The sequence below is a fragment of the Amycolatopsis sp. NPDC054798 genome (assembly GCF_053611505.1).
Map to the genome: position 1 here is coordinate 44,887 of NZ_JBSHAM010000035.1, position 23,650 is coordinate 68,536.

The window sequence follows — 23,650 nt, forward strand, 5'->3', positions numbered from 1 at the left end:
GAATCCATGGTGGACACCGCAGGGGTCGCGACGCTGTTCGCGGACGAGATGAAAACGCACCACGGCAAGCTTCAGGGCAAGGCCGCGGACTCGCAGGCCGCGCAGCACGCGCTGCAGCAGGCGGCGCGCGAGATCACCGCGCAGTACGACGCGCAGCGCAAAGCCGCGCACGCGCTGCTGAACACCTGGCACAGCAAGGCGAATCCGGCCTTCGAGCACGACACCGGCAAGTTCGGCCGCGACCTCAAGGTCACCGCGCAGGCGAGCACGCACGGGGCCAAGGTGGTCAGCGAGGTCACCGACGCGCTCGCCGGGCGGCACCAGGCCACCGGGAAACTGATCGACGAGTTCGTCGCGAAGGCACGCAAGATCATCGACGCCGGATATGTCCTGGCGCGCAACGGAAGCCCGGCGGCGCTGCTGATGGCGATCGGCGACGTGGCCGACCTGGCGGGCAAGTACCTGAAGGAATCCGGCGGGCATCTGAAGAACGCCCGCGCGGAGATGGAGGAGGCGGCGCGCAAGCTGCGGGCGCTGCAGAAGGACCTGAACCACGACGGGGTCGCCGACCCGGGCGGGACGCACCGCGCCAAGCCCGGCGACCACCGCAAGCACGAGCAGCACAAGAAACACGAAGCGCACAAGAAACACGAGCAGCACCACGGAAAGACGACTGTCAGCCACAGCAAGAAGGTCGACAAGATCCTCGACCACGCGCGGCACAACCTCGGCTACCACGAGGGTCCGAACAACCGGAACAAATGGGGCCCGACCGGACAGCCGTGGTGCGCCTACTTCGCGACGTCGATGTGGCGTTCGGCCGGAGTGGACATCCCGAAGTACGGCTTCACCGGCGACGTCTACAAATGGGGCCAGCGCCACCATCTCGCCTACGACCGAGGCGCGCTCGCGCACAACGCTCGCCCGGGCGACACGATCCTGTTCGGCGACGGCCCCTCGTGGGGGCAGAGCCATCACATCGGGATCATCGAAAAGGTCGAGGGCAACAAGATCACCACGATCGAGGGCAACGCGAACGACCAGGTCGAGCGCTTGACCTACACGCTGCCCCGCGACCTGCACAAGTTCTACGGCGGGGTGCACCCGAAGTGAGCATCACCGGCACGGCACGGCAGGCCGGGGTGACGGTGGAGGTCGCCCCCGGCGGAGCACTGCGCACCCTGGAACTGACCGCGGACGCCCTGCGCGGCGGCGGTCCCCGGCTGGCCGACGCGATCCTGCGCGCGGTACGCGAGGCGGCCGCCGAGGCCAACGAACGCGCCCGTCGCGCCCTGGAAGCCGAACTGGGCGATCTCGGCGGGCTCAGCGACGGCCAGCTGAGCAGTCTTGGCCTCGGCACGGAGAAAGACCTGGCGGACCGCGCCGAAGACACCACACCGGACACCTGGAGAGTGTGATGACGGAGGTGTACGGCGCGGCTGGACGGCTCGGCGGCGGGCACGCGGGCGGCAGCGGCGGGTTCGAGGACGCGGGCGAGGAACGCGCGTTCGACTCCGACGAGCGCGAGCCAGCCGGGCAATTCGACAGGCCTCCAGCCGAGGCTGATGAGCAAGACGGACCCGAGGAACCCGATGGGGACGAACGCGGGATCGACGAGCTGATCGAGATCGCCGAGGAGATCCCGGAGCAGCTGGGCCTGTCCGAGGGCTTGGCCGGCATCCGCGTGACGGCCAGCGGCGAGGGCCTGGACGTCACGGTGGACGTCCACGGCATGCTCGTCCATCTGGACATCCGCGAGGCCGCGCTCGAACTGGGCCCGGCCGCGCTCGCGGCGGAGATCTCCCGGCTCAGCACCGAGGCCGGTACGCGCGCGTTGCACCAGGGCCTGCGTGCCGTCCGCGCGGGATGCGTCCCCGCGGTCGCGGCGGCCGTCGAAGACGCGCTGGGGCTGGACGACGTCCCGGAGACGGAGCCGCCCGCGCCGAAGCCCGAGCCGGACGTCCGGCCGGAGGCCGCCCAGCCGCCCGCACCGCGGCGGCGCGCCCCGGCCGAGGACCACGACGAGGAGGGCTTCGTGCTCAAACCGGTCAGGGACTGAGCGGCGCCCGAACGCCCCGGTAGCGGCGAGTGTCCTCACCCACTCGCGGTGCGCCGTCCGGGCGCCTGCCCGCGGCCGGTGCCATCCTGGGAGGCATGACCCACTACGCACTGACCCAGTCCGTGGCGATCGCGACCGACCTCGAGGCCAAGGGGTTCCTCGGGACGGTCGGCAAGATCGCCGCCGCCACGATCATCTTCTTCATCGCGATCGGCCTGATCGTCGGGCTGATCCTCGGCTACTTCATCGGCCGTTCGGTCGGACGGCGCCAGGGCAGCGGCGGCTGATCGGGGCAACCCGGCTGTCCGGAACGGGACAGAACCTCGCGCGGGGCTTCACCAGTGCCCGCGCGAGTTCCTATTCTGGACGGAAATTCACCCTGGCGAGGGGACGAGTCCATGCGGACCGTGCTCGTGATGCTGCTCGTGTTCGCCTCCTTGACCGTCCCGCGCGCGGCCGCCGCGGTTTGCGCGCTCTCCTGCGACACCCTCGATCCGTCGCGGGCCGCGCAGGAGAGTTTTCCGTTGCCGGACAAGGATCTCAACGGCCGGGTGCTGCGGCTGCACGTCTCCGATCCCGACGGGATGGCGTGGGCCAGCATCGACAACGGCCGCACCGGTGACGCGGTGTGGCTCGACCGGTCCTGGGACGGCGGCAGCACCTGGGACGGCCTGCTCGGCAAAGCGAGCGTCCCGGACACGTGGACCGGCACCCGCACGCTCATGTACAACCTCACCGACCCCGTCGGCCACCGCCGCGGCCTGCTCCGGGCCTGCGGGGACGCACAGGCGGTCGCGTGCACGGCCTGGATCTACCCGACCGTCTGCGATGCCGCCTGCGACGGTTCCGCGCCCGGGACCGGCGACAGCCAGCCGGTGCCGTCCGCGACGATCTTCGGCCGGGCCGTCCGGCTCCACTTCGACGAACGCGGAATGGCCTGGGCCGGCCTCGATTCCGGCGGTCCCGGCGATGAAATCTGGCTGGACCGCTCGTGGGACGCGGGCGCGACCTGGCCTGACGGCTCGTCGCTCGGCCGCACGACTGTCCCCGCCGGTGCGACAGCGGCACAGACCGCGACCTTCGCCACCCGGGATCCACGCGGACGGATGAGCGGCGGCGCCGTTCGGGCGTGCGGCCGGGAAGCCAACCACCAGGAAGGCGCTTGCACCGAGTGGGCGCGTCCCGTCCAGTCGCGGGTCGCTGCCGCGGTCGACGCCTTGCTGTTCTCGCAGGATGTTTACCGCGCTTGGTGGCCGTCGAGCTGGTGGAATTCGGCGGTCGCGGTGACCGCACTGGCGGATTCCGGAGTCTCCGGCGTGGATCCCGTGCTGGCGCGGGTCTTCGACGTGAACCGGTCCGCGTTTCCCGCCGGGGCGCGGAGTTCCGACCCGATCGCCGGCGACTTCATCAGCCGCGCGATCGACGACACCGCGTGGTGGGGCCTGGCGTGGCTCGCCGCGTACGACCGCACGCACGACGGACGTTATCTCGCCGAAGCCGCGAAAATCGCCGATTACGTGCACGGCTTCTGGGATCCCAGCACCTGCGGCGGTGGAGTCTGGTGGGACCGCGAACGGACGTACAAGAACGCTGTCACCAGCGGGTTGTACCTGCGTCTCGCCGCCGCCTTGCACCGCCGCCTCGACGGTGACACCGAATGGCTCGCGCGTGCCCGTGCGGCCGGGGACTGGTACCTGCGCAGCGGTCTGATCAACTCGGCGGGGCTGGTCAACGACGGTCTCACCGCGGGTTGCGCGAACAACGGCCAGACCGTCTGGACCTACAACCAGGGCCTGGCGATCGGCGGCTTCACCGAACTCTGGCGGGCGACCGGCGACCAGTCCTATGCGGACACCGCCCGGCGACTGGCGGACGCGGCGATGACCGGCCTCACTTCGGAGGGTGTCCTGGTGGAGTCGTGCGATACCGGCTCGTGCGACGACAACCAGAAGCAGTTCAAAGGCATTTTCCTGCGGTACTTCGGCGATTTCGCTTCGGCCGCCGATCAGAAGTACCGGGATTTCGTGCGCCAGCAGGCGGATTCGGTGTGGCTGCGGGACCGTGATCCGCTGAACCGGATCGGCGAGCGGTGGGCCGGCGGCACGCCGAACGCGGTGGATTGGCGGACTCAGACCTCCGGGCTGGAGGCGTTGATCGCTGCTGCCGCGCAGTAGGTTCCGTTGCGCCAGACGTGCCGGATCGAGAGGGTGTCGCCGATGGCGGCCGTCGGATCGCCGGTGACCAGCACGAGGTCTGCGCGGAAACCGGGCTTGATCCGGCCGCGGTCGGCCAGCCCGAAGCGCTGAGCCGGGATGGATGTCGCTGCTCGAAGGGCTTCGGTCGGAGTGAATCCCGCCGTCGTCAGCAGGCGCAGTTCGTCGTGCAGGCTGGCGCCGTGGGCCATCCCGGGTGCGCCGAGGTGCGCGGCGTCCGTTCCCGCGAGGATGTCGACGCCGGCTTTCTTGAGCGCAGCCAACGTTTCCAGCGCGTAGCCGAAGTGCTCGCGGGGGCTGGTGGCCATCGCTCCGGACAGGTTCTCCCGCCATTCCGGGCCCAGCTTGGGGTAGACACGCGGATCCTCGGCGAGCCGTCGACCGGCAGGCTCACCGGTGATCGACGCGATCACCGTCACCGTGGGAATCACGAAAACCCCTGCGGCGGCGATCTTTTCGATCAACTCCGCGGTGTGCGGACGGTCGAAGAAGAGATGGGTGAGCCCGTCCACTCCGGCGTCGACGACTTGTTCGACGGTCTCGACGGTCATCGCGTGGGCCAGCACCATTTTCCCGCGTCGGTGGCTTTCGCGAACCGTCGCCGCGACCAGTTCCGGAGCGAGACGGGGCAGCGGGTCGCCTCCGAAGAGCTGACCGTCTTCCACCAGCACTTTGAGATAGTCGGCTCCCTCAGCGATCCTGGCCTCGACAAAGGCCGGTACGTCCTGCGGGCGCGCGGCAGTCGGCCACGGCGGGTCGCCTTCGCCCTTGCGCAGCTGCTGCGGATGCCCGCCCGCCGGAGTGAGCCCGATGGACGGAGAACGCACGTCGGCAAGGCCATCCGAGGCGGCGACCTTGCGGCGCAACGGAATCATCTGCTGTGGCATCGAGAGCATGTCGAATTCAGTGGTGACCCCGAACGTCAGCGCCTGGCGGAGCGACTCCGCGTCGGTGTGCGTGTGCGCGTCGATGAGGCCGGGCAGCAGAGTGGCCCCGCTGGCGTCGACGAGGTCGACCCCTTCGGGACGGCGGCCCGCGACGCTCGCGATCCGTCCGTCGGCGACCTCGACGTCCACGATTCCCAGCGAGTTCTCACCGTCGAAGACGCGTGCGCCGGTAATGACGAAGTGGTTCACGGAGAACTCCCGGCAGGTTGTGCGGTGGTGACTCCGAAACCGTAAGCAGCGATGATCTTGGTGCCAAGAGGGCACTTTCCGGCTAGCTGGTGAGGTCGAGGTGACCAGGTCGCCTGGGCAGCGGAAGGCCCGGACGTTCCGCCGGAACGCCCGGGCCGGTTCGGGGTCAGTGCCAGCCGTGCCAGTCAGGCAGGGGTGTTCCACTTCTGGTCCGCGGATCCCGTGCAGTCGCGCAGGGCGAGGCGGGTACCTTCGGCGCTCGCGCCGTCCTTGGTGCCGAGGCAGCGGCCCGAACCGGGGTTCAGGATGCTGCCGTCGCCGCGGATTTGCCAGTTCTGCGCGGCGGAGCCGTCGCACTCCCACAGCTCGGCGAGATCACCGGACGTGCGCAGGCATTTGCCCAGCGACCGGAGCGTCCCGTCGCGGACGGTCCATTGCTGGGCGCTGGTGTAGTCGCATCCCCACAACTGGACGGCGGTTCCGTTGTCCCGTCCGGAAAAAGCGACGTCCACACACCTGTTCGCCACGCCGGTGACGGTGCCGACCGCGTACGGCCGATCGCCGCGGATAAGGAATTCGCTGCTGGCGACATTCCAATGCGTGGCGAGGTAGGTTCCTTCCGGCGGCCTGGTGTTGAAATAGTCGTCGCCGTTGCAGTCGATTTGGTTTTCCGGTGCTCCGGGACACGATTTCACCAGCTGGCCCGGCGGATTCGGCAATCCGCCGTCGTCGTAGCACATGATGTCTTCGTCGTCCCAGCAATGGCCGTTCCTCGACGCGTGCGGGGCGCTCGAGTTCACCGCGCCGAGGGTGTGCAGCAGTTCGTGGCCGCTGGCCTGCCAGGACCAGCACCCGGTGCCGACCGTCGCGTAATGCGGGCCGTTGTTGTACTGGTTGTCCGCGCCAGGGCGGTCGTCTCCGCCGCTGCCGAACGCCAGCCCGCAGCCGTCCTTGTCGTACCAGACCAGGTACTTCCGGTCGGCTCGGTTGTACCCTTGCTCTCCGATGGCGTCCGCTATCGCCTGCGGATCGCTCATTCTCGCCGGATCGACGGCGACGTCGTCGATCGTGGCGCGGCAGTTCGCGTCGGTCACGAACCGTACGTGCCGGATTTCGCCGCCGAGGCGCAGTCCCGCTTCGACGAAATCGTCGTCGATCTGGTCGGCGAAAGTGCGGAACTGCTCCGCCAATTGGTCGTGCCGGTCGGGCTGATTGGTGGCGTGCACGTAGACTGCTTGGACGCGTTTTCCGCTCTGCCCGTCCCCGTCGCACGGGGTGGAATGGGGAATCGCTCGTGGTGCGGGGGAGGCCGTGGCGGTCGCTGGTGCTGGTGCTGAAATCGACAACGCCCCGGCAAGTAAAGCGGCTACGATCGCTGCGGCGCGGGTTCTTTTTCTCACGGGATTTCGCCTTTCCTCGGAAAATCCACTGTGGAATGCCGGATGACCGCGGAGGAAGTTGCGAGAGCGAAGGCCATTCCGCTGCCCGGCGTGGTTGCCAGCGTAAAGACAGTGAGTGATTCGTCAACAGCGGTGCGGCCGCTTGACCGGTTTTCTGTCTCGTCGGGGCGCCGGGTGCGGTGCGCGCGGGCATTTCCGGGGTCCGGCCGGGCATTTCTGTGGCGGAGATTCTCGGGGAGGGGCTGACTCTCGGCGGTGCGGGACTGCGGCTGCGCCGAACTTCACGGTTGTCCTGGCCGGGCGCCCGGTCTCACCCACGTTGCCCGGCCGGGGGTGAGTGGCGGTTTCCGTCGGCGAGGAGGCCGTGCTCAAACAGCCCGGCCAGGAGCGGACAGCCGTTCTCGTCGGCGGGGTGGCGGTGCTCGGACCGTGCGCCGGGGGTGAACGGGTGTTCTCATCGGCAAGGCGGCGGTGCCCGGATCGCCCGGTCGGGAGTGTGCGGCTGTTCCGGTAGGCGAGGGGGCGGTGCTCAGACCGTCTCGTCGGGAGTAAGCGGTTGTCCTCGTCGGCGAGGCGGCAGCGCACTCCCGGCCGTCCAGGAGCCAGCAGCCGTTCCCGTCAGCGAGGCGGCAGTGCCCAGACCTCCGGCAGGGAGAAAACGCTCATCTCCCACCCGTTACGCGGCACCGCTCGAACCGCCCTCGCCCCACCCGGCGGCCGCGCCCAACCCGGCAGCCCCGCCCAACCTGGCGACTGCGCCCCAACCTGGCAGCTCCGCCCCACCCGGCAACTGCGCCCCACCCGGCGACTGCGCCCCAACCTGGCAACTGCGCCCCAACCTGGCAGCTCCGCCCCGCCCGGCAACCGCGCCCCAGCCCGGCAACCCCGCCTAACCCGGCAACCCCGCCCAACCCGGCCCAACTCCGCAACCCGGCCGACCACCTCATCCCAGCCACCCCGCCCACCCACCACACCCGCTCAACCTCGGCAAACACCCCTTGTCCGCCTGCCATGCGTGATGTATACATCTTGTCCATGAGCAGTGTACGACAGGCTGGGCGGGCCGGGTCCGCGCAGGACGTCACCTATCGGTTCCTCAAGCAGCGCATCGCCGAGCTGCCGCGCGACGGCGGGACTTTCCTCACCGAATCGGAGGTCGCCGAGGCGGCGGGGACGTCCCGGACGCCGGTGCGGGAAGCGCTGTTGCGGCTCGAGGCGGAGGGGTTTCTCGAGATCGTGCCGAAGAAGGGCGCGTTCGTGCCGCCGATTTCCGATTCGGAGGTGCGGGCGGTGATGGAGGCGCGCGAGCTGGTCGAGGACTGGTGTGTCCGCAAGCTCGCCGAGCGCGTCGACGAGGCCTTCCTCGCCGAGCTGGACGAGATCCTGCGGAAGCAGCGCGAAATGGTCGGCGAGCCGGTGCGGTTCATCGAGTTCGACCGCGCGTTCCACCGGGCGATCGTGCGGCGGGCGGGGAATCCGGTGCTGGCCGAGTTCTACGAATCGTTGCGGGAGCGGCAGGTCCGGATGGGCCTGCGGGCGGTCGCGGGGAGTGAAACCCGTGCGGAAACCGTGCTGGCTGAGCACGCGGCGATCGTCGAAGCGCTCCGCGGCGGCGAACCGGAAGCGGCCGGGGAAGCGCTGGCGCAGCACTTGTCCAGCACGATGACGGCGTTGCGGGTCGGGGAGCGGCTGTGAAAGTCGCGCTGGTGCAGCTGGCCAGCCCGCCGGACGAGACGGCCGCGGAGCGCCGGGTGCGGGCCGGGCAGCTGGTGGAGTCGGCGCGCGGGGCCGAGCTGGTCGTGCTGCCGGAGTTGTGGGCTGCCGGGTACTTCTCGTTCGACGCGTATCCGGACGAGGCGGAAACGCTGGACGGGCCGACGGTCGCGGCGGGGCGCGAGTGGGCGCGCAGCCTCGGCGCGTATGTGCATCTCGGCAGTGTGGTCGAGAGGGACACGGCGGGCAGGCTGTTCAACACCGCGGTGTTGCTCGCGCCGGACGGCACGATCGCGCATACCTATCGCAAGGTGCACGTCTTCGGCTACGCCTCGCGGGAAGCGGAACTGCTCACGCCGGGCGACACGCTCAGTGTCGCGGAGACGGAGCTCGGGCCGATTGGGGCCACGACCTGTTACGACTTGCGGTTTCCCGAGTTGTGGCGCGGGCTGGTGGACCGCGGAGCGAAGACGGTCGTCGTTCCGGCGGCATGGCCGGCGGCGCGGCGCGAGCACTGGCGGATGTTCACCTCGTGCCGTGCGGTGGAAGAGCAGGTCGTGGTGATCGCGGTGAACGCGGCCGGCACGCAGCACGGCGGCGTCGAGCTGGCCGGTGCCAGCCGGATCGTCGATCCGTGGGGGACCGTGCTGGCCGAGGCGGGCACGGGCGAGGAAGTGCTGCGCTGCGAAATAGACCAATCCATTGTGGACACCGTGCGGGCGGAGTTCCCGGTGCTGGCCGATCGCCGGTGGCCGGTGTCCACAGCAGACTGCACAGGAGCGGGAGTATGACCACGATTGCCCTGCACGTCGCGGGAAGCGGGGAGGAACTGGCGTTCACCCCGGCGCGGCTGGTGGTGGCCGGGTACACCGGCAGCGACGAGGCCGCGGTCGAGGAGCACATCGCCGAGCTGGCGGCGATCGGCGTGCCGCGGCCGGAAACGGTGCCCGCGTTTTACCAGCTGGATCCGGAATTGCTGACGACGGAGCCGGTGGTCGGGGTGACCGCGCCGGGGACGTCGGGCGAGGTCGAGCCGGTGCTGATCCGCCATCAGGGGCGGTATTTCCTCGGCGTCGGGTCCGATCACACTGACCGCGACCTGGAGCGCGACGGCGTCGCACTGTCCAAAGCGGCCTGTCCGAAGCCGCTCGGGGAAGTGGTCGCCGAGCTCGGCTCTGAAGTGTCCATTCCGGACTGGGACCACGTCGTCGCGGACTCCAGTGTGGACGGATGCCCGTACCAGAAGGGGGAACTGGCCGCACTGCGGCACCCGGCGGATCTGCTCGAACGGCTCGGTCCGATCGAGGGCGATTTCGCGCTGTACTGCGGCACTTTGCCGTTGCTCGGCGGCGAATTCGTGCCCGGCGCGTACTGGCGCGTCCACCTGGAGCTGCCCGGCGGCCCGACCTTGACCCACGCGTACGAAACGAAACAGAGGAGCGAGTGATGCGCAGCGGAGCCGACTACCTGGCCGCACTGAAAGGCCCCCGGCGGATCTACCTCGACGGCGCGCCGGTCGAGGACGTCGCCCACCACCCAGCGTTCGCCCCGATCGCGAAGACCATCGCGGAACTGTTCGACCTCGCGGCCGACCCGGAGTCCGGCATCTCGGTCGCCGACCCGGCGACCGGGTCCACCGTGAACCGTCTCTTCACGCCGCCGCGCAGCAGGGAAGACCTCAAGGCGTACCGCGAAGCGGCGACGACTTGGGCACGGCACACGCACGGCTGGGTCGGCCGCAGCCCGGACCACGTCGGTGCGTTCGTCGCAGCCTTTTCCGCGCACCCCGAGGCGTTTTCGCAAGGGGAGCGCGACTTTTCCGCCAACATCGCCGCTTATCACAAGCGCGTGCTGGAGGAGAACCTGTATGTCTCCTACGCGATCATCCCGCCGCAGGTGTCGCGGGCGACCACCGCGCACGCCTGGGAAGGCGACTTGATCCAGGCGGGCGTCGCGGAGGAGCGCGAGGACGGCATCGTGATCCGCGGGGCGCAGATGCTCGCGACCGGCGGCGCGGTGGCCGACGAGATCTTCGTGTCCTGCATCAAGCCGCTCGGACCGGAGGACGCCGACTTCGCGCTCGGCTTCGCGGTTCCCGTTGACGCAGAAGGACTTAAGCTCTACTGCCGCCGTCCGTACGCTCCGGCAGCCACGAGCGAATACGACTACCCGCTCACCTCGCGATACGACGAAACCGATGCGCTGGTGGTCTTCGACGACGTCTTCATTCCGTGGGACCGGGTGTTCGTCTACCGTGATGTCGCCGGATTGCGGCGACAGTTCTTCGACACCGGCGCGCACGTGTTCGGCAACTGGCAGGCGCAGATCCGGTTCATGGTGAAGACGCAGTTCATCGCCGGCCTAGCCCGCAAGGTCGCGGCGGTCAACGGAGTCGACAAATTCCCCGGCGTGGTCGAGAAGCTGGGCGAGCTGGCCAGCCTCGCGTCCATTGTGGAATCGGCCGTGCTGGCTGCCGAGTACACCGCCGAGCCGGACGAGAACGGCATGTGGCGGCCCGGTTCCCGCGCGGTGTACGGCGCGATGGGGCTGCAGGCCGAGCTGTACCCGCGGCTGCTGGCGATCCTGCGCGACCTGGTCGGCGGCGGCGTGCTGCAGGTGCCCTCCAGCGTGGCGGACCTGACGAATCCGGAGACCCGCGCCGATATCGACAAGTACATTCACAGCCCGTCCGCGCCCGCGGAGGAGCGGGTGAAGCTGTTCAAGCTCGCCTGGGACGTCGTCGGCAGCGAATTCGCCGGACGCCACCACCAATACGAGATGTTCTACGCCGGCGCGCCGTTCGTGGTGAAGGGCTACGCCTTCCGCAACTACGGCTTCGACGCCGCGCTCGGCGACATCGACGCCTTCCTGTCCAGCTACGACCTCGACGGAGCGATCACCCGATGAACAAGCCGGAACACGAATTCTTCCCGGTGACCGACGTCGCTTTCACGGTCTGCCCAGGCGACGACCCGAAGATCACCGAGCGGGTTCTCGCCAAGGACCCGGAAACCGGGGTGGCGACGCGGATCCTGCGCTACGAACCGGGTGCCGATTCGACGCCGATGGGCGTGCAGAAGCACGATTTCTGGGAGGAGGTCTACATTCTCGAAGGTTCGTTCACCGACCTCACGCTCGGCCGGACGTTCACCGCGGGGATGTACGCCTGCCGCCCGCCGGGCATGCCGCACGGCCCGTGGCGGACCGACGAGGGGGTCGTCACGTTCGAGGTCCGCTACCCCGCCTGACCCCCTCGTGAGTGGCGATGCCGGTGCTAACCGGCATGAACACTCACGAGGCCCTTCGCAAGGGAGAGCCCCATGATCACCACTTCGTCGACGTCCTCGGCCGAGGTCGACCCGATGACGATGCGCCGCACGATGGGGCGTTTCGCCACCGGCGTCGCGGTGGTCACCACCCGGGCGGCGGGGGTGCCGCACGGGATGACCGTCAACTCGCTGACGTCGGTTTCGCTGGACCCGCCCCTGCTGCTCGTGTGTCTGACGACCGGCGCGCGCAGCACCGACGCGGTCGTCGAGGCGGGCCGGTTCGCGGTGAACATCCTGTCCGCGCGGCAGGAACAGCTCGCGCTGCGTTTCGCTCGCCGCGGCGAGGACCACTTCGCCGGGCTGGAGGTGACCGAAGGCCGTCATCGCGTGCCGGTGATCCCGGACGCCTTCGCGCACCTCGAATGCGACGTCGAGCGGCATCTGATCGCCGGCGACCATGTCGTCGTGTTCGGGCACGTGCGCAGCGTGTGCGAGCGCGACGGCGAACCGCTGGCGTTCCACGGGGGACGGTTCGCGGACCTCGCCGACCGGGCCAACGAGCCCGTGCACTGGTTCTTCTGAGGTCGTTCCCAGGGGGGGAACACGCCTCGGTGGCTGCGTCAACAGCCACCGAGGCTTCCGGTACCAGCACTGCGTCCCTCCGACTAGAGGAGCCGAAATGGCCGATACCTCTCGCGAACGTAACAGAAAACGCCCGCACACGCGGCTGGGGGTGGTGGCGGCGTCGAGCCTCGCCGGCACCGCCGTCGAATGGTACGACTTCTTTCTGTACGGCACCGCGTCCACTTTGGTCTTCAACAAACTGTATTTCCCGTCGCACGACCCGTTGGTCGGCACTGTTCTGGCCTTCGCCACCTACGCGGTCGGCTTCCTCGCCCGGCCGCTCGGCGCGGTGGTGCTCGGCCACTTGGGCGACCGCAAGGGGCGGCGGTCGACGCTCATCGCTAGCCTGCTGCTGATGGGCGCTTCGACCTTCTTGATCGCATTGCTGCCCACTTACGAGGCAGTCGGCGTGCTCGCGCCGTTGCTGCTCGTCGTTTGCCGCTTGGTGCAAGGGTTTGCGCTCGGCGGCGAATGGGGCGGGGCGGTGCTGCTAGTGTCCGAACACGGCGACAGCGCGAGGCGGGCGTTCTGGTCTTCGTGGCCGAATGTCGGGCCGCCATTGGGGAATCTGCTCGCTGCCGGTGTGCTGGCCGTGCTCGGCGGCGTGATGCCGTCGGCGCAGTTCCTGTCGTGGGGCTGGCGGATCGCGTTCGGGCTGTCCGCGGTGCTGGTTCTGATCGGCCTGTGGCTGCGGCTTTATGTCGCGGAAACCCCGTTGTTCAAGGACGCTCCCAAGCCTAAGGGACTGCCTGCCGGTGTGGTCGTCCGCAAGCATTGGCGCAGCGTTCTTCTCGCGGCGGCAACGCGTTTCGGCGAGAACGCCGGGTTCTATCTGTTCTCGTTGTTCGTGATCACTTACGTCACGACTGTGCTCAAAATGGACAGTTCGGTCGGCTTGACGGCAGTGCTGGTCGGGCAGGCGTGCGCGGTGGTGACGATCCCGCTGTTCGCCCTGCTGGCCGACCGGATCGGACGGCGGCCGATTTACCTGGTCGCCTCGGTGGCGACGATCGTGTGGGCGTTCGTGTTCTTCGCGCTGGTCGACACGCGCAGTCCCGGGTTGATCACGGTCGCGGTGGCTGGCGGATTGCTGATCTTCGCCGCGTACAGCTCGGTGATCGGGGCGTTCTTCGCGGAGCTGTTCCCGACTGAGGTGCGGTATTCCGGGGTTTCGCTGGCGTACAACCTGGCGTCGGTACTGGCCGGTTCGCTCGCGCCGATCATCGCGATCGGGCTGTACGCGAAATTCGGCACCGGTTACGCGATCGGCGTCTATCTGGCGGTGATGGGCTTGATTTCGCTGGTGGCTTCGCTGATCGCGAAGGAGACGAAGTCGGTGGATCTCGGTTCGGTGGCTGGAGACGCGGCGAAGAAGGAGGAAGTTCGTGCACCCGTTGACTGAGTACCTGAACGCTTACGGCCGCAGCGAGAAGGACCTTCTCGACGGCGAGCGTGAGCAGATCGCGGCCGCTGACGCGGACTACGACACGGACAAGCACTGGGCGTTCGAGATCAAGCCCGAGGAATGCGCGCTGATCGTCGTGGACCTCCAGGAGGATTTCGTCCGCCCGGACGGGCCGATGCGGGTGCCGGAGGCGTACCGGCAGCTGCCGCGGGTGCAGGCGCTGATCGAGGCTTGCCGGGAGGCCGGGGTGCCGGTGCTGTACACCGAGCACACGATCGCCCCGGACGTCGCACACGACTTCTACGCCTTCTGGCCGCCGATCGCGAGCGGTGCGATCGCGGAGGGAAAGCCGGGAGCCAAGCTGTACCACGGGTTGCAGCCACGCGACGGCGAACGCGTCATTTCCGCGAAACACACGTACGACTCCTTTGCGGGCACGGATCTCGACTACGCGTTGCGGTGCCAGGGAGTCCGGACGCTGATCGTGTGCGGCACGCTCACCAACTTCTGCTGCGAATCCACCGCCCGGACCGGGTATTTCCTCGGCTACCACATCGTGTTCGGCTCAGATGTCAACGCGACCGACAACGCCGAAGCTCACCGCGCCACGCTCCGCACCATTCGGCGTGGCTTCGGCCGGGTAATGGACCACCAGACGATCATCGCCGCGCTGAGCGAGGGCGACACCCTGCACCGCGAAGCGAAAACCAGGATATCCAGAACCTGATTGGCCCGCCGGAAAGTCCGTGAGGGACTCGCATTCCCTCACGGCTTTTCCAGCCGGTACCCCGACCCGTGGGAGGTCAGTCGCCCGCCGGTGGGAGGGGCGAAGTGCGTTCCCAGCACGAGAGTTCCCGAATCGGCCAGCCCGGCGAGCAGGCGGCGGCGGGTCTTCTCGGATTCCGCCGGGTCGATGTCCACCGACGCGCCGATCTCCGGGCGCGCGAACTGCACCGGGTGGTGCACCGCGTCCCCGGTGATGAGCGCTGTTTCGCCGGAGCTGGTCAGTTCGATCGAGACGTGGCCCGGGGTGTGGCCGGGCGTCGGCAGCAACCGCACGCCGGACACGATCTCCACCCCGGCCTCGGGGACGTCGACCAGGTCCAGCAGCCCCGCGCGTTCCACCGGCAGCACGGAATCCTCGAACATCTGCCGCCGCGGCGCGTCCATCTCGTAGCTCGCCCAGAACTCCCGTTCGGCCCGTGCGGTGACGTGCCGGGCAGAGGCGAACGTCGGCACCCATTCGCCGTCCTGTTCGCGGGTGTTCCAGCCGACGTGGTCGGTGTGCAGATGGGTGAGCAGCACCAGATCCACCTCGTCCGGGGCGAATCCGGCGGCGGCCAGCGCGTCCAGGTATCCGGTGTCCAGGCCGTGCCACGCCGGGTTGGCGCGGGCCTTCCCGTTGCCGATCCCGGTGTCCACGAGGATCTTCATCCCGTCCTTCTCGAACGCGAAACTGTGGCTGTGCAAGCGGATCGCGCCGTCGCCGGCGAAATCCGGCCGCAGCCAGTCCTCGCCCGAGACGACCTCGGCGGTCGCGCCGGGCAGCAGCCACGGCCCGGTCGCGGCGGGCAGTTCGATTTCGTCGATCCGGTGGACGGTGACCTCACCGACGGTCCAGGACATGGCAACCCCTCCTTAACGCAACATATTTGCTTTAAGCGACGGTAGCGGCTACTGTCGCTTAAAGCAAACACTTAGCTTTTAGGAGTTCCTGTGTCCGACCTGACCCCCGACGAGGCGGCGAGCCTGGCCGCCCGAGCCGGACTGCCGCTGGCCGCCGCGCGGCATACCAGCGTGGCCGCCGTCGCCAACCACATCCACTCGGTGGTATCTGTCCTGCGCGACCTGGATTTCGGCGACACCCCGCCCGCTTCCGTCTACCGCGCGGAGGAGGGCGTCCGCCATGTCGCTGGCTGACCTCGCCCTCGCCGAAGCCTCCGCCGCGATCCGGGACCGGCGCGTGTCGCCAGTCGAGCTGGTCGAGGACGTCCTGACCCGCATCGACGAGGTGGAACCCCGGCTGCACGCCTATGTCGAGGTGGTCGCGGATCGAGCCCGCGCCGAAGCGCGAGCCGCGGCAGACGAAGAGGCCCGCAGTCCGCTGCACGGCGTCCCGATGGGCTTGAAGGACCTGATCGACGTCGCCGGAACCGCGACCACCGCCAGCTCCCAGGTCCGCGCCGGACATCGCGCCGAACAAGACAGCACCGTCGCCGCCCAGCTCAAGGCCGCCGGAGCGGTGCTCCTCGGCAAAACCCACACACACGAATTCGCCTACGGGCTCACGACCCCGCAGACCCACAACGCGCGGAACCCGTCCCGCGTGGCCGGAGGATCCAGCGGCGGTTCGGCGGTAGCAGTCGCGGCGGGCGCGGCGACGTTCGCCCTCGGCACCGACACCGGCGGCTCGATCCGAGTCCCCGCCGCGCTGAACGGAGTCGTCGGCCTCAAACCGACTTACGGCCTCATCCCCAGGAACGGCGTGACGTCGCTGTCCTGGTCGCTGGACCACGTCGGCCCGATCACCCGCACCGTCGAGGACGCCGCACTCGTCCTGTCCGTCCTGAGCGGACAGTCGTATCCGACCGGCGGCGACGTGACCGGCCTGCGCGTCGGAGTCCCCGGCAACTACTACTTCGACCACCTCGACCCCGCGGTGGAAGCCGCAGTCCGAGAAGCGATCGGCCATCTCGCCGAACTGGGCGCCGAGCTGGTCGACGTCGAAATCCCGATGACCCGCTACCTCCAGGCGACGCAGTGGGGCCTGATGGTTCCCGAAGCCACGGCCTACCACGAACGAAGCCTGCGCACCGTGCCCGACCAGTACGCCGCCGACGTCCGGGTCCTGCTCGAAGCCGGCGAGTTGATGAGCGCGGGGGACTACCTGCGCGCCCAGCGCGCCCGCACCCTCATGCGCCAGGAATGGACGCGACTGTTCGAAAAGATCGACGTGATCGCCGCACCGACCGTCCCGATGACCGCCGTCCCAGCCGGACAGGAGACGGTCACCTGGTCCGACGGCACCGTCGAAGCGGTCTCGGACGCGTACGTGCGCCTGTCTGCCCCCGCGAACATCACCGGCGTACCAGCCTTAACGCTCCCGATCGGCGACGACGCCGACGAGATGCCGATCGGCCTGCAACTGCTCGCCCGGCCACACGGAGAAGCGGTGCTGCTGCGGACCGGACACGCACTGGAACGGGCGCGGCTTAAAGTGGCACGGTGAGCCAGAAGCGGATGGTGCGTCCCGGCGGGCGCAGCGCGCGAGTCCAGGAATCGGTGCACGCCGCCGTCCGCGACCTGATCGCCGAATCGGGCCGGGACGCGCTGACCGTGCCGCAGGTCGCGGCGCGCGCAGGCGTCACGCCGTCAACGATCTACCGGCGTTGGGGCGACCTTCAGGAACTCCTGTCGGATGTCGCGGTCGAGCGCCTGCGCCCGGAGGCGCCGCCGGAGGACTACGGCTCCCTTGCGGCGGACCTGGCGGCGTGGACCGAACTGTTCCTGGACGAGATGGCCTCGCCCGCGGGCCGGGCCTACATCCGGGACGCGCTGCTCGGCGATCCGGACGGCAGCAACGCCGGACAGTGCTCGGCGTACGCCGCTGACCAGGTGGAAGTCGTCCTGGCCAGGGCGGTCGCCCGGGGCGAGGCAGCGCCGGACGCGGAGACGGTGATGGACCGCGTGGTGGCGCCGATCATGTACCGGATCCTGTTCCGCCCGGACGGTCTCGACGCCGCCTACGCCCGCCGGCTGGCGGCCGGGGTGCTGGCCGAGAACCCTTAGAACCACTGCACGCAGTGCGGGAGGCGGTCCGACCGGAACAGCAGATCCGCCCGCCGAGCCGCTTCCTCGTGATGCGCCTGGACATGCCCGGCCCGCACCAGCGTGCTCGGCAGCGTCCCGCCGAGGTAGACCGACCCGAGGTCGCTGACGTCCAGCGTCAGGTCCGGTTCCTGGTCCGTCCGCACGCATTCGGCCTTCCCGTCCCGCACCGTCAGCAGGTACCGGCCGCGGTCATCCAGGAACGGGTCGGTCACGTCGAGCACCAGCGAACCGTCGGCGAACCAGCCGCGGGCGGTCAGGGCGCGCGGGACGTCCAGGATCCGCAGCCAGAGCCAGTCCGTTTCGGTGGGCTCGGCCGCGCGGAGGTCGGCCAGCTGCCAGCGCAGCGGGTTTTCCGGCGGGAGGTGCTTGAACTTGATCTGTTCGACCAGGTCGTGCCCGAGCAGATACTGGGTCAGCGAGGTGAAGGACGCGTCGTCGACCGCGATGACCTCGTCGACCGTCAGAGTGCCGTCGTTGACCACGTAGCTGGCGTATCCGTCCGCGGTGCCGTCGGCGTCCCGGTGCACGGCGATGTACCGCGGTTCCGGTGCGATCGGCGGGTGTCCCGCGCCCAGCGCCCACCAGCGGTGCGGCCGCGAGAGCGCACCGGGCTGGGTGCGGCGGTAGCGGTCGTAGATCTCTTCCAGGAGCTCAGCGCAGTCGGCGCGGCGCAGCAGTTCGAGTGAGCCGGTCGCGACGGCCGAACCCCCGCGCGGGGTGCCGAAAGCGGCGCGGTGCCGTTGGACGGTCAGCTGCTGCGTGTAGGTCGCCGGTCCGTAGCCGAACCGCCGGTAGATCACCGCTTCGCTGCAGAGCAGCATGGACAGGAACTCCCCGCGAGCGCGGACGTCGGCGAGCTGCTCTTGCATCATCGCGCGGAGCACGCCCTGGCGCCGGTGCGTCGGCAGCACCCCCACGGCAGTCACGCCGGCGGCGGGGACGAGCACGTCGCCCGGCAGCGTGAGGTCGAAGGAGTACGCGCCGGTGGTGCCGATCGGCTTCCCGTCCGGCGCGACGGCGACGAGACTCCGTTCGCTCTCGAAAGCGCCCAGGATGCCGCTGCCTGCCGACTCCGGCCAGTAACGGCCGAACGCGGCTTGGACGGTGCTGAAGAAGAGGTCGTAATCGTTGTTGTGCCGGATTTCCATCGCAGGAGTCCCCCAGGAGCAGACGGTGTCTCCACGGTATCCCAGCCGTGCTCCCGGGGGCAGGCAAGCGATTTACGCCTGAAGCGCCTCCGGCCGGACGCGCGCCTGGAACTTCTGCAGCAACGCCGCCGCGACGCTCACCGCGATCACCGCCGGTTCCTTGCCGGTCAGGTCCGGAAGGCCGATCGGGGTCGTGATCCGGGACAGCGCCGCCTCGTCGTGGCCGAGATCGGTCAGGCGTTTCCGGAACCGCGACCACTTCCCGGCGGATCCGATCAGCCCGATCGACCCGCACGTGCCGCTGCGCAGAGCCGCGTCGCACAGCGCGATGTCCTCGGCGTGGTCGTGCGTCATGATCAGCACGTGCGTGCCCGCGGGCAGCTCCGACAGGACCGTCTCCGGCAGCAGCGGGACCTGGTGGACGTGCACGCTCGCTATCGCGTCGTCGAGCACAGCCAGCCGTTCCGCTGTCAGCTGCGCCGGCCGGCTGTCGATCAGGTGCAGCGAGATCTCGTGCCGGGCGAGCACTCGCGCCAGCTCCAAGCCGACGTGGCCGACCCCGAAGACCGCCACCGCCGGACGCACCGGAAGCGGCTCGAACAACAGCGTCATCGTCCCTCCGCAGCATTGCACGCCGTGCTGGTAGGGAGCCTTGTCGGACAACGAAAGCGTTTGCAGCACCGGTGCGGTCGCGTTGTCCCGCAACAGGTCCCGGGCCCGTTCGATCGCGACCGCCTCGGCGTTGCCGCCGCCGATCGTGCCGTGGCATTCCGTCGAGCCGACCACCATTTTCGCGCCGCCCTCGCGCGGGGTGTGGCCGCGCGAGGACGTCACCGTGACGAGCACACCCGGCAGCCCCGCGTCCCGCAGGTGCTGCACCGCGCTGAGCCAGTTCACGGCTGGCCCACCAGATCCGGCACCGGTGCCTCGGCCTGCGCGGCGGTGACGGCGCGGTCGATCGCCCAGAACACGGCCTCCGGTGTCGCCGGGGAAGCGAGATCGACGCTGTGCCCTGGCTCGCCGAACGCCGCGACGGCCTGCCGCAACGCTTCCCGCACCGCGAAGGCCAGCATCAACGGCGGTTCGCCGACCGCCTTCGAGCCGTAGACCGCGCCTTCTTCCGCGGCGTCGGTGAGCAACGTGACGTTGAAGACCTCCGGCATCTCCGAAAGGCTCGGCAGCTTGTACGTGCTCGCCGCCTGGGTCGCGAGCCGTCCGCGAGACGGCCGGTCGGACTCGTCCCAACGCAGGTCTTCCAGCGTCAGCCAGCCCATGCCCTGCACGAAACCGCCTTCGATCTGGCCGATGTCGATCAGCGGGGACAGGCTGTCGCCGACGTCGTGCACGATGTCGACCCGCCGCGTCCGGTACGCGCCGGTGAAGTCGTCCACCTCGACCTCGGCCAGCGCCGCGCCATAGGCGAAATACTTGAACGGGGTCCCGCTCATCGTCGCGGAATCCCAGCTCAACCCTTCGGTCCGGTAGTACCCGGCCGCCGAGAGGTGCACCCGGTCGAAGTAGGCGGTGTGCACGAGTTCGTCCCAGCCGATTTCCTCGCCGGACGGGGTGCGCGCGGCGCCGCGGACGATCCGGACTTCGCTTTCGGGCACGCCGAGCTTGCCCGCCGCGACGGCCAGAAGCCGGTCGCGGATCTGCTCGCAGGCGTTCTTGACCGCGCCGCCGTTGAGGTCCGCGCCCGAACTCGCCGCGGTGGCCGAGGTGTTCGGCACCTTGTCCGTCCGGGTCGGGGCCAGCCGCACCTTCTCCGGCGGCACGCCCAGCGCGGTCGCGGCCACCTGCAGCATTTTCGTGTGCAGGCCCTGGCCCATTTCGGTGCCGCCGTGGTTGATCAGCACCGAGCCGTCCTTGTACACGTGCACCAGCGCGCCGGCCTGGTTGAACGCGGTGAGGTTGAAGGAAATCCCGAACTTCACCGGCGTGATCGCGAGGCCGCGCTTGGAATGCGCGTGTTTCGCGTTGTACGCCGCGATTTCCGCCTGCCGACGCTCGGCGTCGCCCGAATCCAGCAGCTGCTGCCAGATCCGGTGGATGCGTTCCGGGTGCCGCACCGGCATCCCGTACGGCGTTTCCTGGCCTTCGGTGTAGAAGTTGCGCCTCCGCAGTTCGATCGGGTCGATGCCGAGCAGCGGCGCGCAGCGGCCGAGGATGTCCTCGATCACCAGCATTCCCTGCGGCCCGCCGAACCCGCGGAACGCGGTCTGCGACGTCTTGTTCGTCTTCGCGATCCGCCCCATCGCGCGGACGTGCGGAATCCAGTACGCGTTGTCGACGTGGCACAGCGCGCGGGCGAGCACCGGTTCGGACAGGTCGAGGCTCCAGCCGCCGTCCGCGGTCAGCACGACGTCCAGCGCCTGGAGCTTGCCGTCGGCGTCGAACCCGACGCTCCATTCGGCGTGGAACCCGTGCCGTTTGCCGGTCATCGTCATGTCCTGGGTGCGGGTCAGGCGCAGCCGCACCGGACGCCCGGTGAGCGTGGCGCCGAGCGCGGCGACCGCGGCGTATCCGTGCGGCTGCCATTCCTTGCCGCCGAAACCGCCGCCCATCCGCAGGCTCTGCACGGTCACCTCGTGGCTGTGCTTGTCCAGCACGTGCGCCACGATGTCCTGCGTTTCCGACGGATGCTGCGTGCTGCTCTGCACGAAAACCTGGTCGGCTTCGTCCACGTGCGCCAGCGCGCACTGGGTTTCCAGGTAGAAATGCTCCTGGCCGGCGAAGTCGAACTCGCCGCGGAAAACGTGTGCCGCACTGGCCATCGCCGGGTCGACGTCGCCGCGCGCCACCACTCGCGGCTCGCCCTGGAAACTGCCCGCTGCGATCGCCTCGCCGACCGTCACCAGCGACGGCAGCGCTTCGGTGTCCACCTCGACGGCCGCCGCGCCCAGCCGCGCCGCTTCCAGCGTCTCGCCGAGCACCCAGCACACGGCGTGGCCGAAGAACATCACCTCGGACGGGAACAGCGGTTCGTCGTGGTGCACGCCGGAATCGTTGACCCCAGGGACATCCGCGGCGGTGAGCACGCGGACCACGCCCGGCACGGCTTCGGCCGCTTCGGTGCGGATCGCGAGCACCTTCGCGTGCGCCTCGTTTACCTGTACGGGGTATGCGTGCAGCACGTCTTTGGTGCGGGCGACGAGATCGTCGGTGTACAGCGCGGTGCCCCGGACGTGCGCCGCGGCGGCCTCGTGCGGCCGGGCGATCCCGATGGACGGGCTTTCCGGGCGTTCGGACAGTGCGCTCATGCTCGTGCCCCTTCCAGGGAGTCCGCATGCAGTTTCAGTAGGCTGCGGCCCAAAGTCGCGGCGCGGTAGGCCGCGCTCGCCCGGTGGTCGTCCATCGGCGTGCCCTCGCCGCGCAGGATTTCCGCGGCGGCGCGGACGGTTTCCTCGCTCCACGGCTGGCCGACGAGCGCGGCTTCGGTGTCCCGAGCGCGAATCGGCGTCGCGGCGACCCCGCCGAGCCCGATCCGCGCGGTGCGCACGAGACCGTCTTCGATGTCGAGCGCGAACGCGACGGCGACGCTGGAAATGTCGTCGAACCGCCGTTTGGCGACCTTGTGGAACGCGGTGGTTCCGGCCAATGGCAACGGAATCCGTATCGACCGGATCAGTTCGCCGGCTCGCCGGACGCTCTGCCGGTAACCGGTGAAGTACTCGGCGAGCGGCACTTCCCGTTCTCCGTCCACAGAGGACAAGACCACGCTCGCGCCGAGGGCGAGCAGCACCGGCGCGGAGTCGCCGATCGGCGAGCCGGTGCCGAGGTTTCCGCCGAGCGTCGCGGCGTTCCGGATCAGCCGGGACGCGAACTGCGGGATCAGCTGGCTCAGCAGCGGAACCCGGCCGTCGAGGCGGCGGTCCATTTCGGTGAGGCTCAGCCCGGCGCCGATTTCGATCACGTCCGCGCCGATGTCCAGGGTCTGCAGTTCGGGCACGCGATCGATGGCGACGACGCACTCCGCCCGGACTCCGCGGATGTTCACCTCGACGCCCCAGTCGGTCGACCCGGCCACGAAAGTCGCGTTAGGACGGTCGCGGCGCAGCTGCAGCGCTTCGGCCCAGGTGTCCGGGCGAAGGTAGTCCCGGCCGTCTTCGTGCAGTTGTGTCGCAACGGGTTCCGGTGCGGTGCGGCTCCGGCGCCGGGCCAGCGGGTCGTCCGCCGGGGGAGCGCCGAGCGCGCGCGCGGCGTCGCGGATCGGCCGGTATCCGGTGCAGCGGCAGAGGTTTCCGCTCAGCGCGTGGATGTCGAACCCGTTCGGCGCGTGGTCGTCGCCGGTCGCGTCGCGGTCGCTGCGGTAGTACTCGGCAGCCATGCTGCAGACGAACCCGGGAGTGCAGTAACCGCACTGGGATCCGCCACGCACGGCCATTTCGTGCTGAACCGGGTGCAGGTCCCCGGCGGATCCGAGACCCTCGGCCGTCCACACCTCCTGCCCGTCGAGCGAACCGGCCGGGGCGAGGCACGCGTTGATCGCGACCAGGTCCGTCGGGGATTCGACGCCGGGGCGCGCGACCAGGATCGCGCACGCTCCGCATTCGCCTTCGGCGCAGCCCTCCTTGCAGCTGGTCAGGCCCTGCCCGCGCAGCCAGTCCAGCGCCGTGGTGTGCACGGGGACGCCGCCGAGGGCGGTGCGTTTCCCGTTGACGGTCACCTCGGGGTCGGCCATCGGAGTTCCTCTCGTCTTTTCTCGGCTGGGTCCACGGCCGCCGACGCGCCGCATCGGCGCGGGTCAGGGGACCGTGGGGAAGAAATTGGGCAACGAGACTCGTGCCCAGAGCGCGACCGAGCGGGGGAGACCGCTCAGGGCAGCGCTGGCCAGCCGTGCGCGACGCGCCCC

23 protein-coding genes are annotated in these 23,650 nt (G+C 69.4%); 16 read left to right on the top strand and 7 right to left on the bottom strand.

The features are described 5' to 3' along the window. Window positions 1-6: 6 nt before the first annotated feature. The 5 genes from ACWGIC_RS22270 (at window position 7) to ACWGIC_RS22290 (ending at window position 4,233) form a co-directional block, all read left to right on the top strand. On the top strand, window positions 7-1,113 hold the full coding sequence (locus ACWGIC_RS22270) for a CHAP domain-containing protein (protein WP_452077868.1): 1,107 nt from the start codon (window positions 7-9) through the stop codon (window positions 1,111-1,113). Next, complete coding sequence (locus tag ACWGIC_RS22275; protein WP_452077869.1) at window positions 1,110-1,418, top strand: YbaB/EbfC family nucleoid-associated protein; 309 nt, start codon at window positions 1,110-1,112, stop codon at window positions 1,416-1,418. The genes ACWGIC_RS22270 and ACWGIC_RS22275 overlap by 4 nt, the downstream gene beginning before the upstream one ends. Continuing rightward, a complete protein-coding gene (locus ACWGIC_RS22280) occupies window positions 1,418-2,059 on the top strand; it encodes a hypothetical protein (RefSeq protein ID WP_452077870.1) in 642 nt (213 codons plus the stop codon). The genes ACWGIC_RS22275 and ACWGIC_RS22280 overlap by 1 nt, the downstream gene beginning before the upstream one ends. A 95-nt stretch (window positions 2,060-2,154) precedes the next feature. Then, on the top strand, window positions 2,155-2,346 hold the full coding sequence (locus ACWGIC_RS22285; protein WP_451994384.1) for a hypothetical protein: 192 nt from the start codon (window positions 2,155-2,157) through the stop codon (window positions 2,344-2,346). Window positions 2,347-2,457: 111 nt separating this feature from the next. Then, window positions 2,458-4,233 carry a glycoside hydrolase family 76 protein gene (locus ACWGIC_RS22290; protein WP_452077871.1) on the top strand — a complete coding sequence of 592 codons (1,776 nt, stop codon included), beginning with the start codon at window positions 2,458-2,460 and terminating at the stop codon, window positions 4,231-4,233. Here ACWGIC_RS22290 and ACWGIC_RS22295 read toward each other — a convergent pair. Together ACWGIC_RS22295 and ACWGIC_RS22300 are read right to left on the bottom strand one after the other, a co-directional pair. Further along, window positions 4,188-5,408 carry an amidohydrolase family protein gene (locus tag ACWGIC_RS22295; protein WP_452077872.1) on the bottom strand — a complete coding sequence of 407 codons (1,221 nt, stop codon included), beginning with the start codon at window positions 5,406-5,408 and terminating at the stop codon, window positions 4,188-4,190. The two genes, ACWGIC_RS22290 and ACWGIC_RS22295, sit on opposite strands and share 46 nt — an antisense overlap. 185 nt (window positions 5,409-5,593) lie before the next feature. Continuing rightward, on the bottom strand, window positions 5,594-6,634 hold the full coding sequence (locus tag ACWGIC_RS22300) for a ricin-type beta-trefoil lectin domain protein (protein WP_452077873.1): 1,041 nt from the start codon (window positions 6,632-6,634) through the stop codon (window positions 5,594-5,596). Window positions 6,635-7,843: 1,209 nt separating this feature from the next. Between ACWGIC_RS22300 and ACWGIC_RS22305 the strand changes: the two genes are divergently transcribed. The 8 genes from ACWGIC_RS22305 to ACWGIC_RS22340 all read left to right on the top strand — a co-directional run bounded on the left by ACWGIC_RS22305 (window position 7,844) and on the right by ACWGIC_RS22340 (window position 14,546). Further along, window positions 7,844-8,503: a GntR family transcriptional regulator gene (locus ACWGIC_RS22305; RefSeq protein ID WP_452077874.1), complete on the top strand. Its 660-nt coding sequence runs from the start codon at window positions 7,844-7,846 to the stop codon at window positions 8,501-8,503. After that, window positions 8,500-9,312 (top strand): carbon-nitrogen family hydrolase, encoded by an 813-nt coding sequence (locus tag ACWGIC_RS22310; RefSeq protein WP_452077875.1) that lies wholly within the window; start codon window positions 8,500-8,502, stop codon window positions 9,310-9,312. The genes ACWGIC_RS22305 and ACWGIC_RS22310 overlap by 4 nt, the downstream gene beginning before the upstream one ends. Then, on the top strand, window positions 9,309-9,968 hold the full coding sequence (locus ACWGIC_RS22315; protein ID WP_452077876.1) for a DUF2848 family protein: 660 nt from the start codon (window positions 9,309-9,311) through the stop codon (window positions 9,966-9,968). The genes ACWGIC_RS22310 and ACWGIC_RS22315 overlap by 4 nt, the downstream gene beginning before the upstream one ends. Next, the gene (locus tag ACWGIC_RS22320) at window positions 9,968-11,428 is read left to right on the top strand and encodes a 4-hydroxyphenylacetate 3-hydroxylase family protein (protein ID WP_452077877.1); all 1,461 of its coding nucleotides are present in this window, start codon (window positions 9,968-9,970) and stop codon (window positions 11,426-11,428) included. Before ACWGIC_RS22315 ends, ACWGIC_RS22320 begins: the two co-directional genes overlap by 1 nt. Then, window positions 11,425-11,769, top strand: coding sequence for a cupin domain-containing protein (locus ACWGIC_RS22325; protein WP_452077878.1), 345 nt, complete (start codon window positions 11,425-11,427; stop codon window positions 11,767-11,769). Before ACWGIC_RS22320 ends, ACWGIC_RS22325 begins: the two co-directional genes overlap by 4 nt. 72 nt (window positions 11,770-11,841) lie before the next feature. Beyond that, window positions 11,842-12,372, top strand: coding sequence for a flavin reductase family protein (locus ACWGIC_RS22330; RefSeq protein ID WP_452077879.1), 531 nt, complete (start codon window positions 11,842-11,844; stop codon window positions 12,370-12,372). Between the two features lie 97 nt (window positions 12,373-12,469). Beyond that, window positions 12,470-13,816 carry an MFS transporter gene (locus tag ACWGIC_RS22335; RefSeq protein ID WP_452077880.1) on the top strand — a complete coding sequence of 449 codons (1,347 nt, stop codon included), beginning with the start codon at window positions 12,470-12,472 and terminating at the stop codon, window positions 13,814-13,816. Continuing rightward, window positions 13,800-14,546, top strand: a complete 747-nt coding sequence (locus tag ACWGIC_RS22340; protein WP_452077881.1) for a cysteine hydrolase family protein — start codon at window positions 13,800-13,802, stop codon at window positions 14,544-14,546. Before ACWGIC_RS22335 ends, ACWGIC_RS22340 begins: the two co-directional genes overlap by 17 nt. Window positions 14,547-14,584: 38 nt before the next feature. Here the strand turns inward: ACWGIC_RS22340 and ACWGIC_RS22345 are convergent, their stop codons facing one another. Further along, window positions 14,585-15,445: an MBL fold metallo-hydrolase gene (locus ACWGIC_RS22345; protein WP_452077882.1), complete on the bottom strand. Its 861-nt coding sequence runs from the start codon at window positions 15,443-15,445 to the stop codon at window positions 14,585-14,587. A gap of 90 nt (window positions 15,446-15,535) precedes the next feature. Between ACWGIC_RS22345 and ACWGIC_RS22350 the strand changes: the two genes are divergently transcribed. The 3 genes from ACWGIC_RS22350 to ACWGIC_RS22360 are packed head-to-tail and all read left to right on the top strand — an operon-like array spanning window position 15,536 to window position 17,608. Beyond that, window positions 15,536-15,739, top strand: a complete 204-nt coding sequence (locus ACWGIC_RS22350) for a hypothetical protein (RefSeq protein WP_452077883.1) — start codon at window positions 15,536-15,538, stop codon at window positions 15,737-15,739. Further along, on the top strand, window positions 15,726-17,048 hold the full coding sequence (locus ACWGIC_RS22355) for an amidase (RefSeq protein WP_452077884.1): 1,323 nt from the start codon (window positions 15,726-15,728) through the stop codon (window positions 17,046-17,048). Before ACWGIC_RS22350 ends, ACWGIC_RS22355 begins: the two co-directional genes overlap by 14 nt. Further along, window positions 17,045-17,608: a TetR/AcrR family transcriptional regulator gene (locus ACWGIC_RS22360; protein ID WP_452077885.1), complete on the top strand. Its 564-nt coding sequence runs from the start codon at window positions 17,045-17,047 to the stop codon at window positions 17,606-17,608. Before ACWGIC_RS22355 ends, ACWGIC_RS22360 begins: the two co-directional genes overlap by 4 nt. Here ACWGIC_RS22360 and ACWGIC_RS22365 read toward each other — a convergent pair. The 4 genes from ACWGIC_RS22365 to ACWGIC_RS22380 form a co-directional block, all read right to left on the bottom strand. Then, window positions 17,605-18,798 carry a GNAT family N-acetyltransferase gene (locus ACWGIC_RS22365; protein WP_452077886.1) on the bottom strand — a complete coding sequence of 398 codons (1,194 nt, stop codon included), beginning with the start codon at window positions 18,796-18,798 and terminating at the stop codon, window positions 17,605-17,607. The two genes, ACWGIC_RS22360 and ACWGIC_RS22365, sit on opposite strands and share 4 nt — an antisense overlap. Window positions 18,799-18,870: 72 nt before the next feature. Beyond that, window positions 18,871-19,695: a xanthine dehydrogenase accessory protein XdhC gene (xdhC, locus tag ACWGIC_RS22370; protein ID WP_452077887.1), complete on the bottom strand. Its 825-nt coding sequence runs from the start codon at window positions 19,693-19,695 to the stop codon at window positions 18,871-18,873. Beyond that, on the bottom strand, window positions 19,692-22,058 hold the full coding sequence (gene xdhB, locus ACWGIC_RS22375) for a xanthine dehydrogenase molybdopterin binding subunit (RefSeq protein ID WP_452077888.1): 2,367 nt from the start codon (window positions 22,056-22,058) through the stop codon (window positions 19,692-19,694). Before xdhB ends, xdhC begins: the two co-directional genes overlap by 4 nt. Continuing rightward, window positions 22,055-23,479, bottom strand: a complete 1,425-nt coding sequence (locus ACWGIC_RS22380; protein WP_452077889.1) for a xanthine dehydrogenase small subunit — start codon at window positions 23,477-23,479, stop codon at window positions 22,055-22,057. Before ACWGIC_RS22380 ends, xdhB begins: the two co-directional genes overlap by 4 nt. Between the last annotated feature and the right edge of the window lie 171 nt (window positions 23,480-23,650).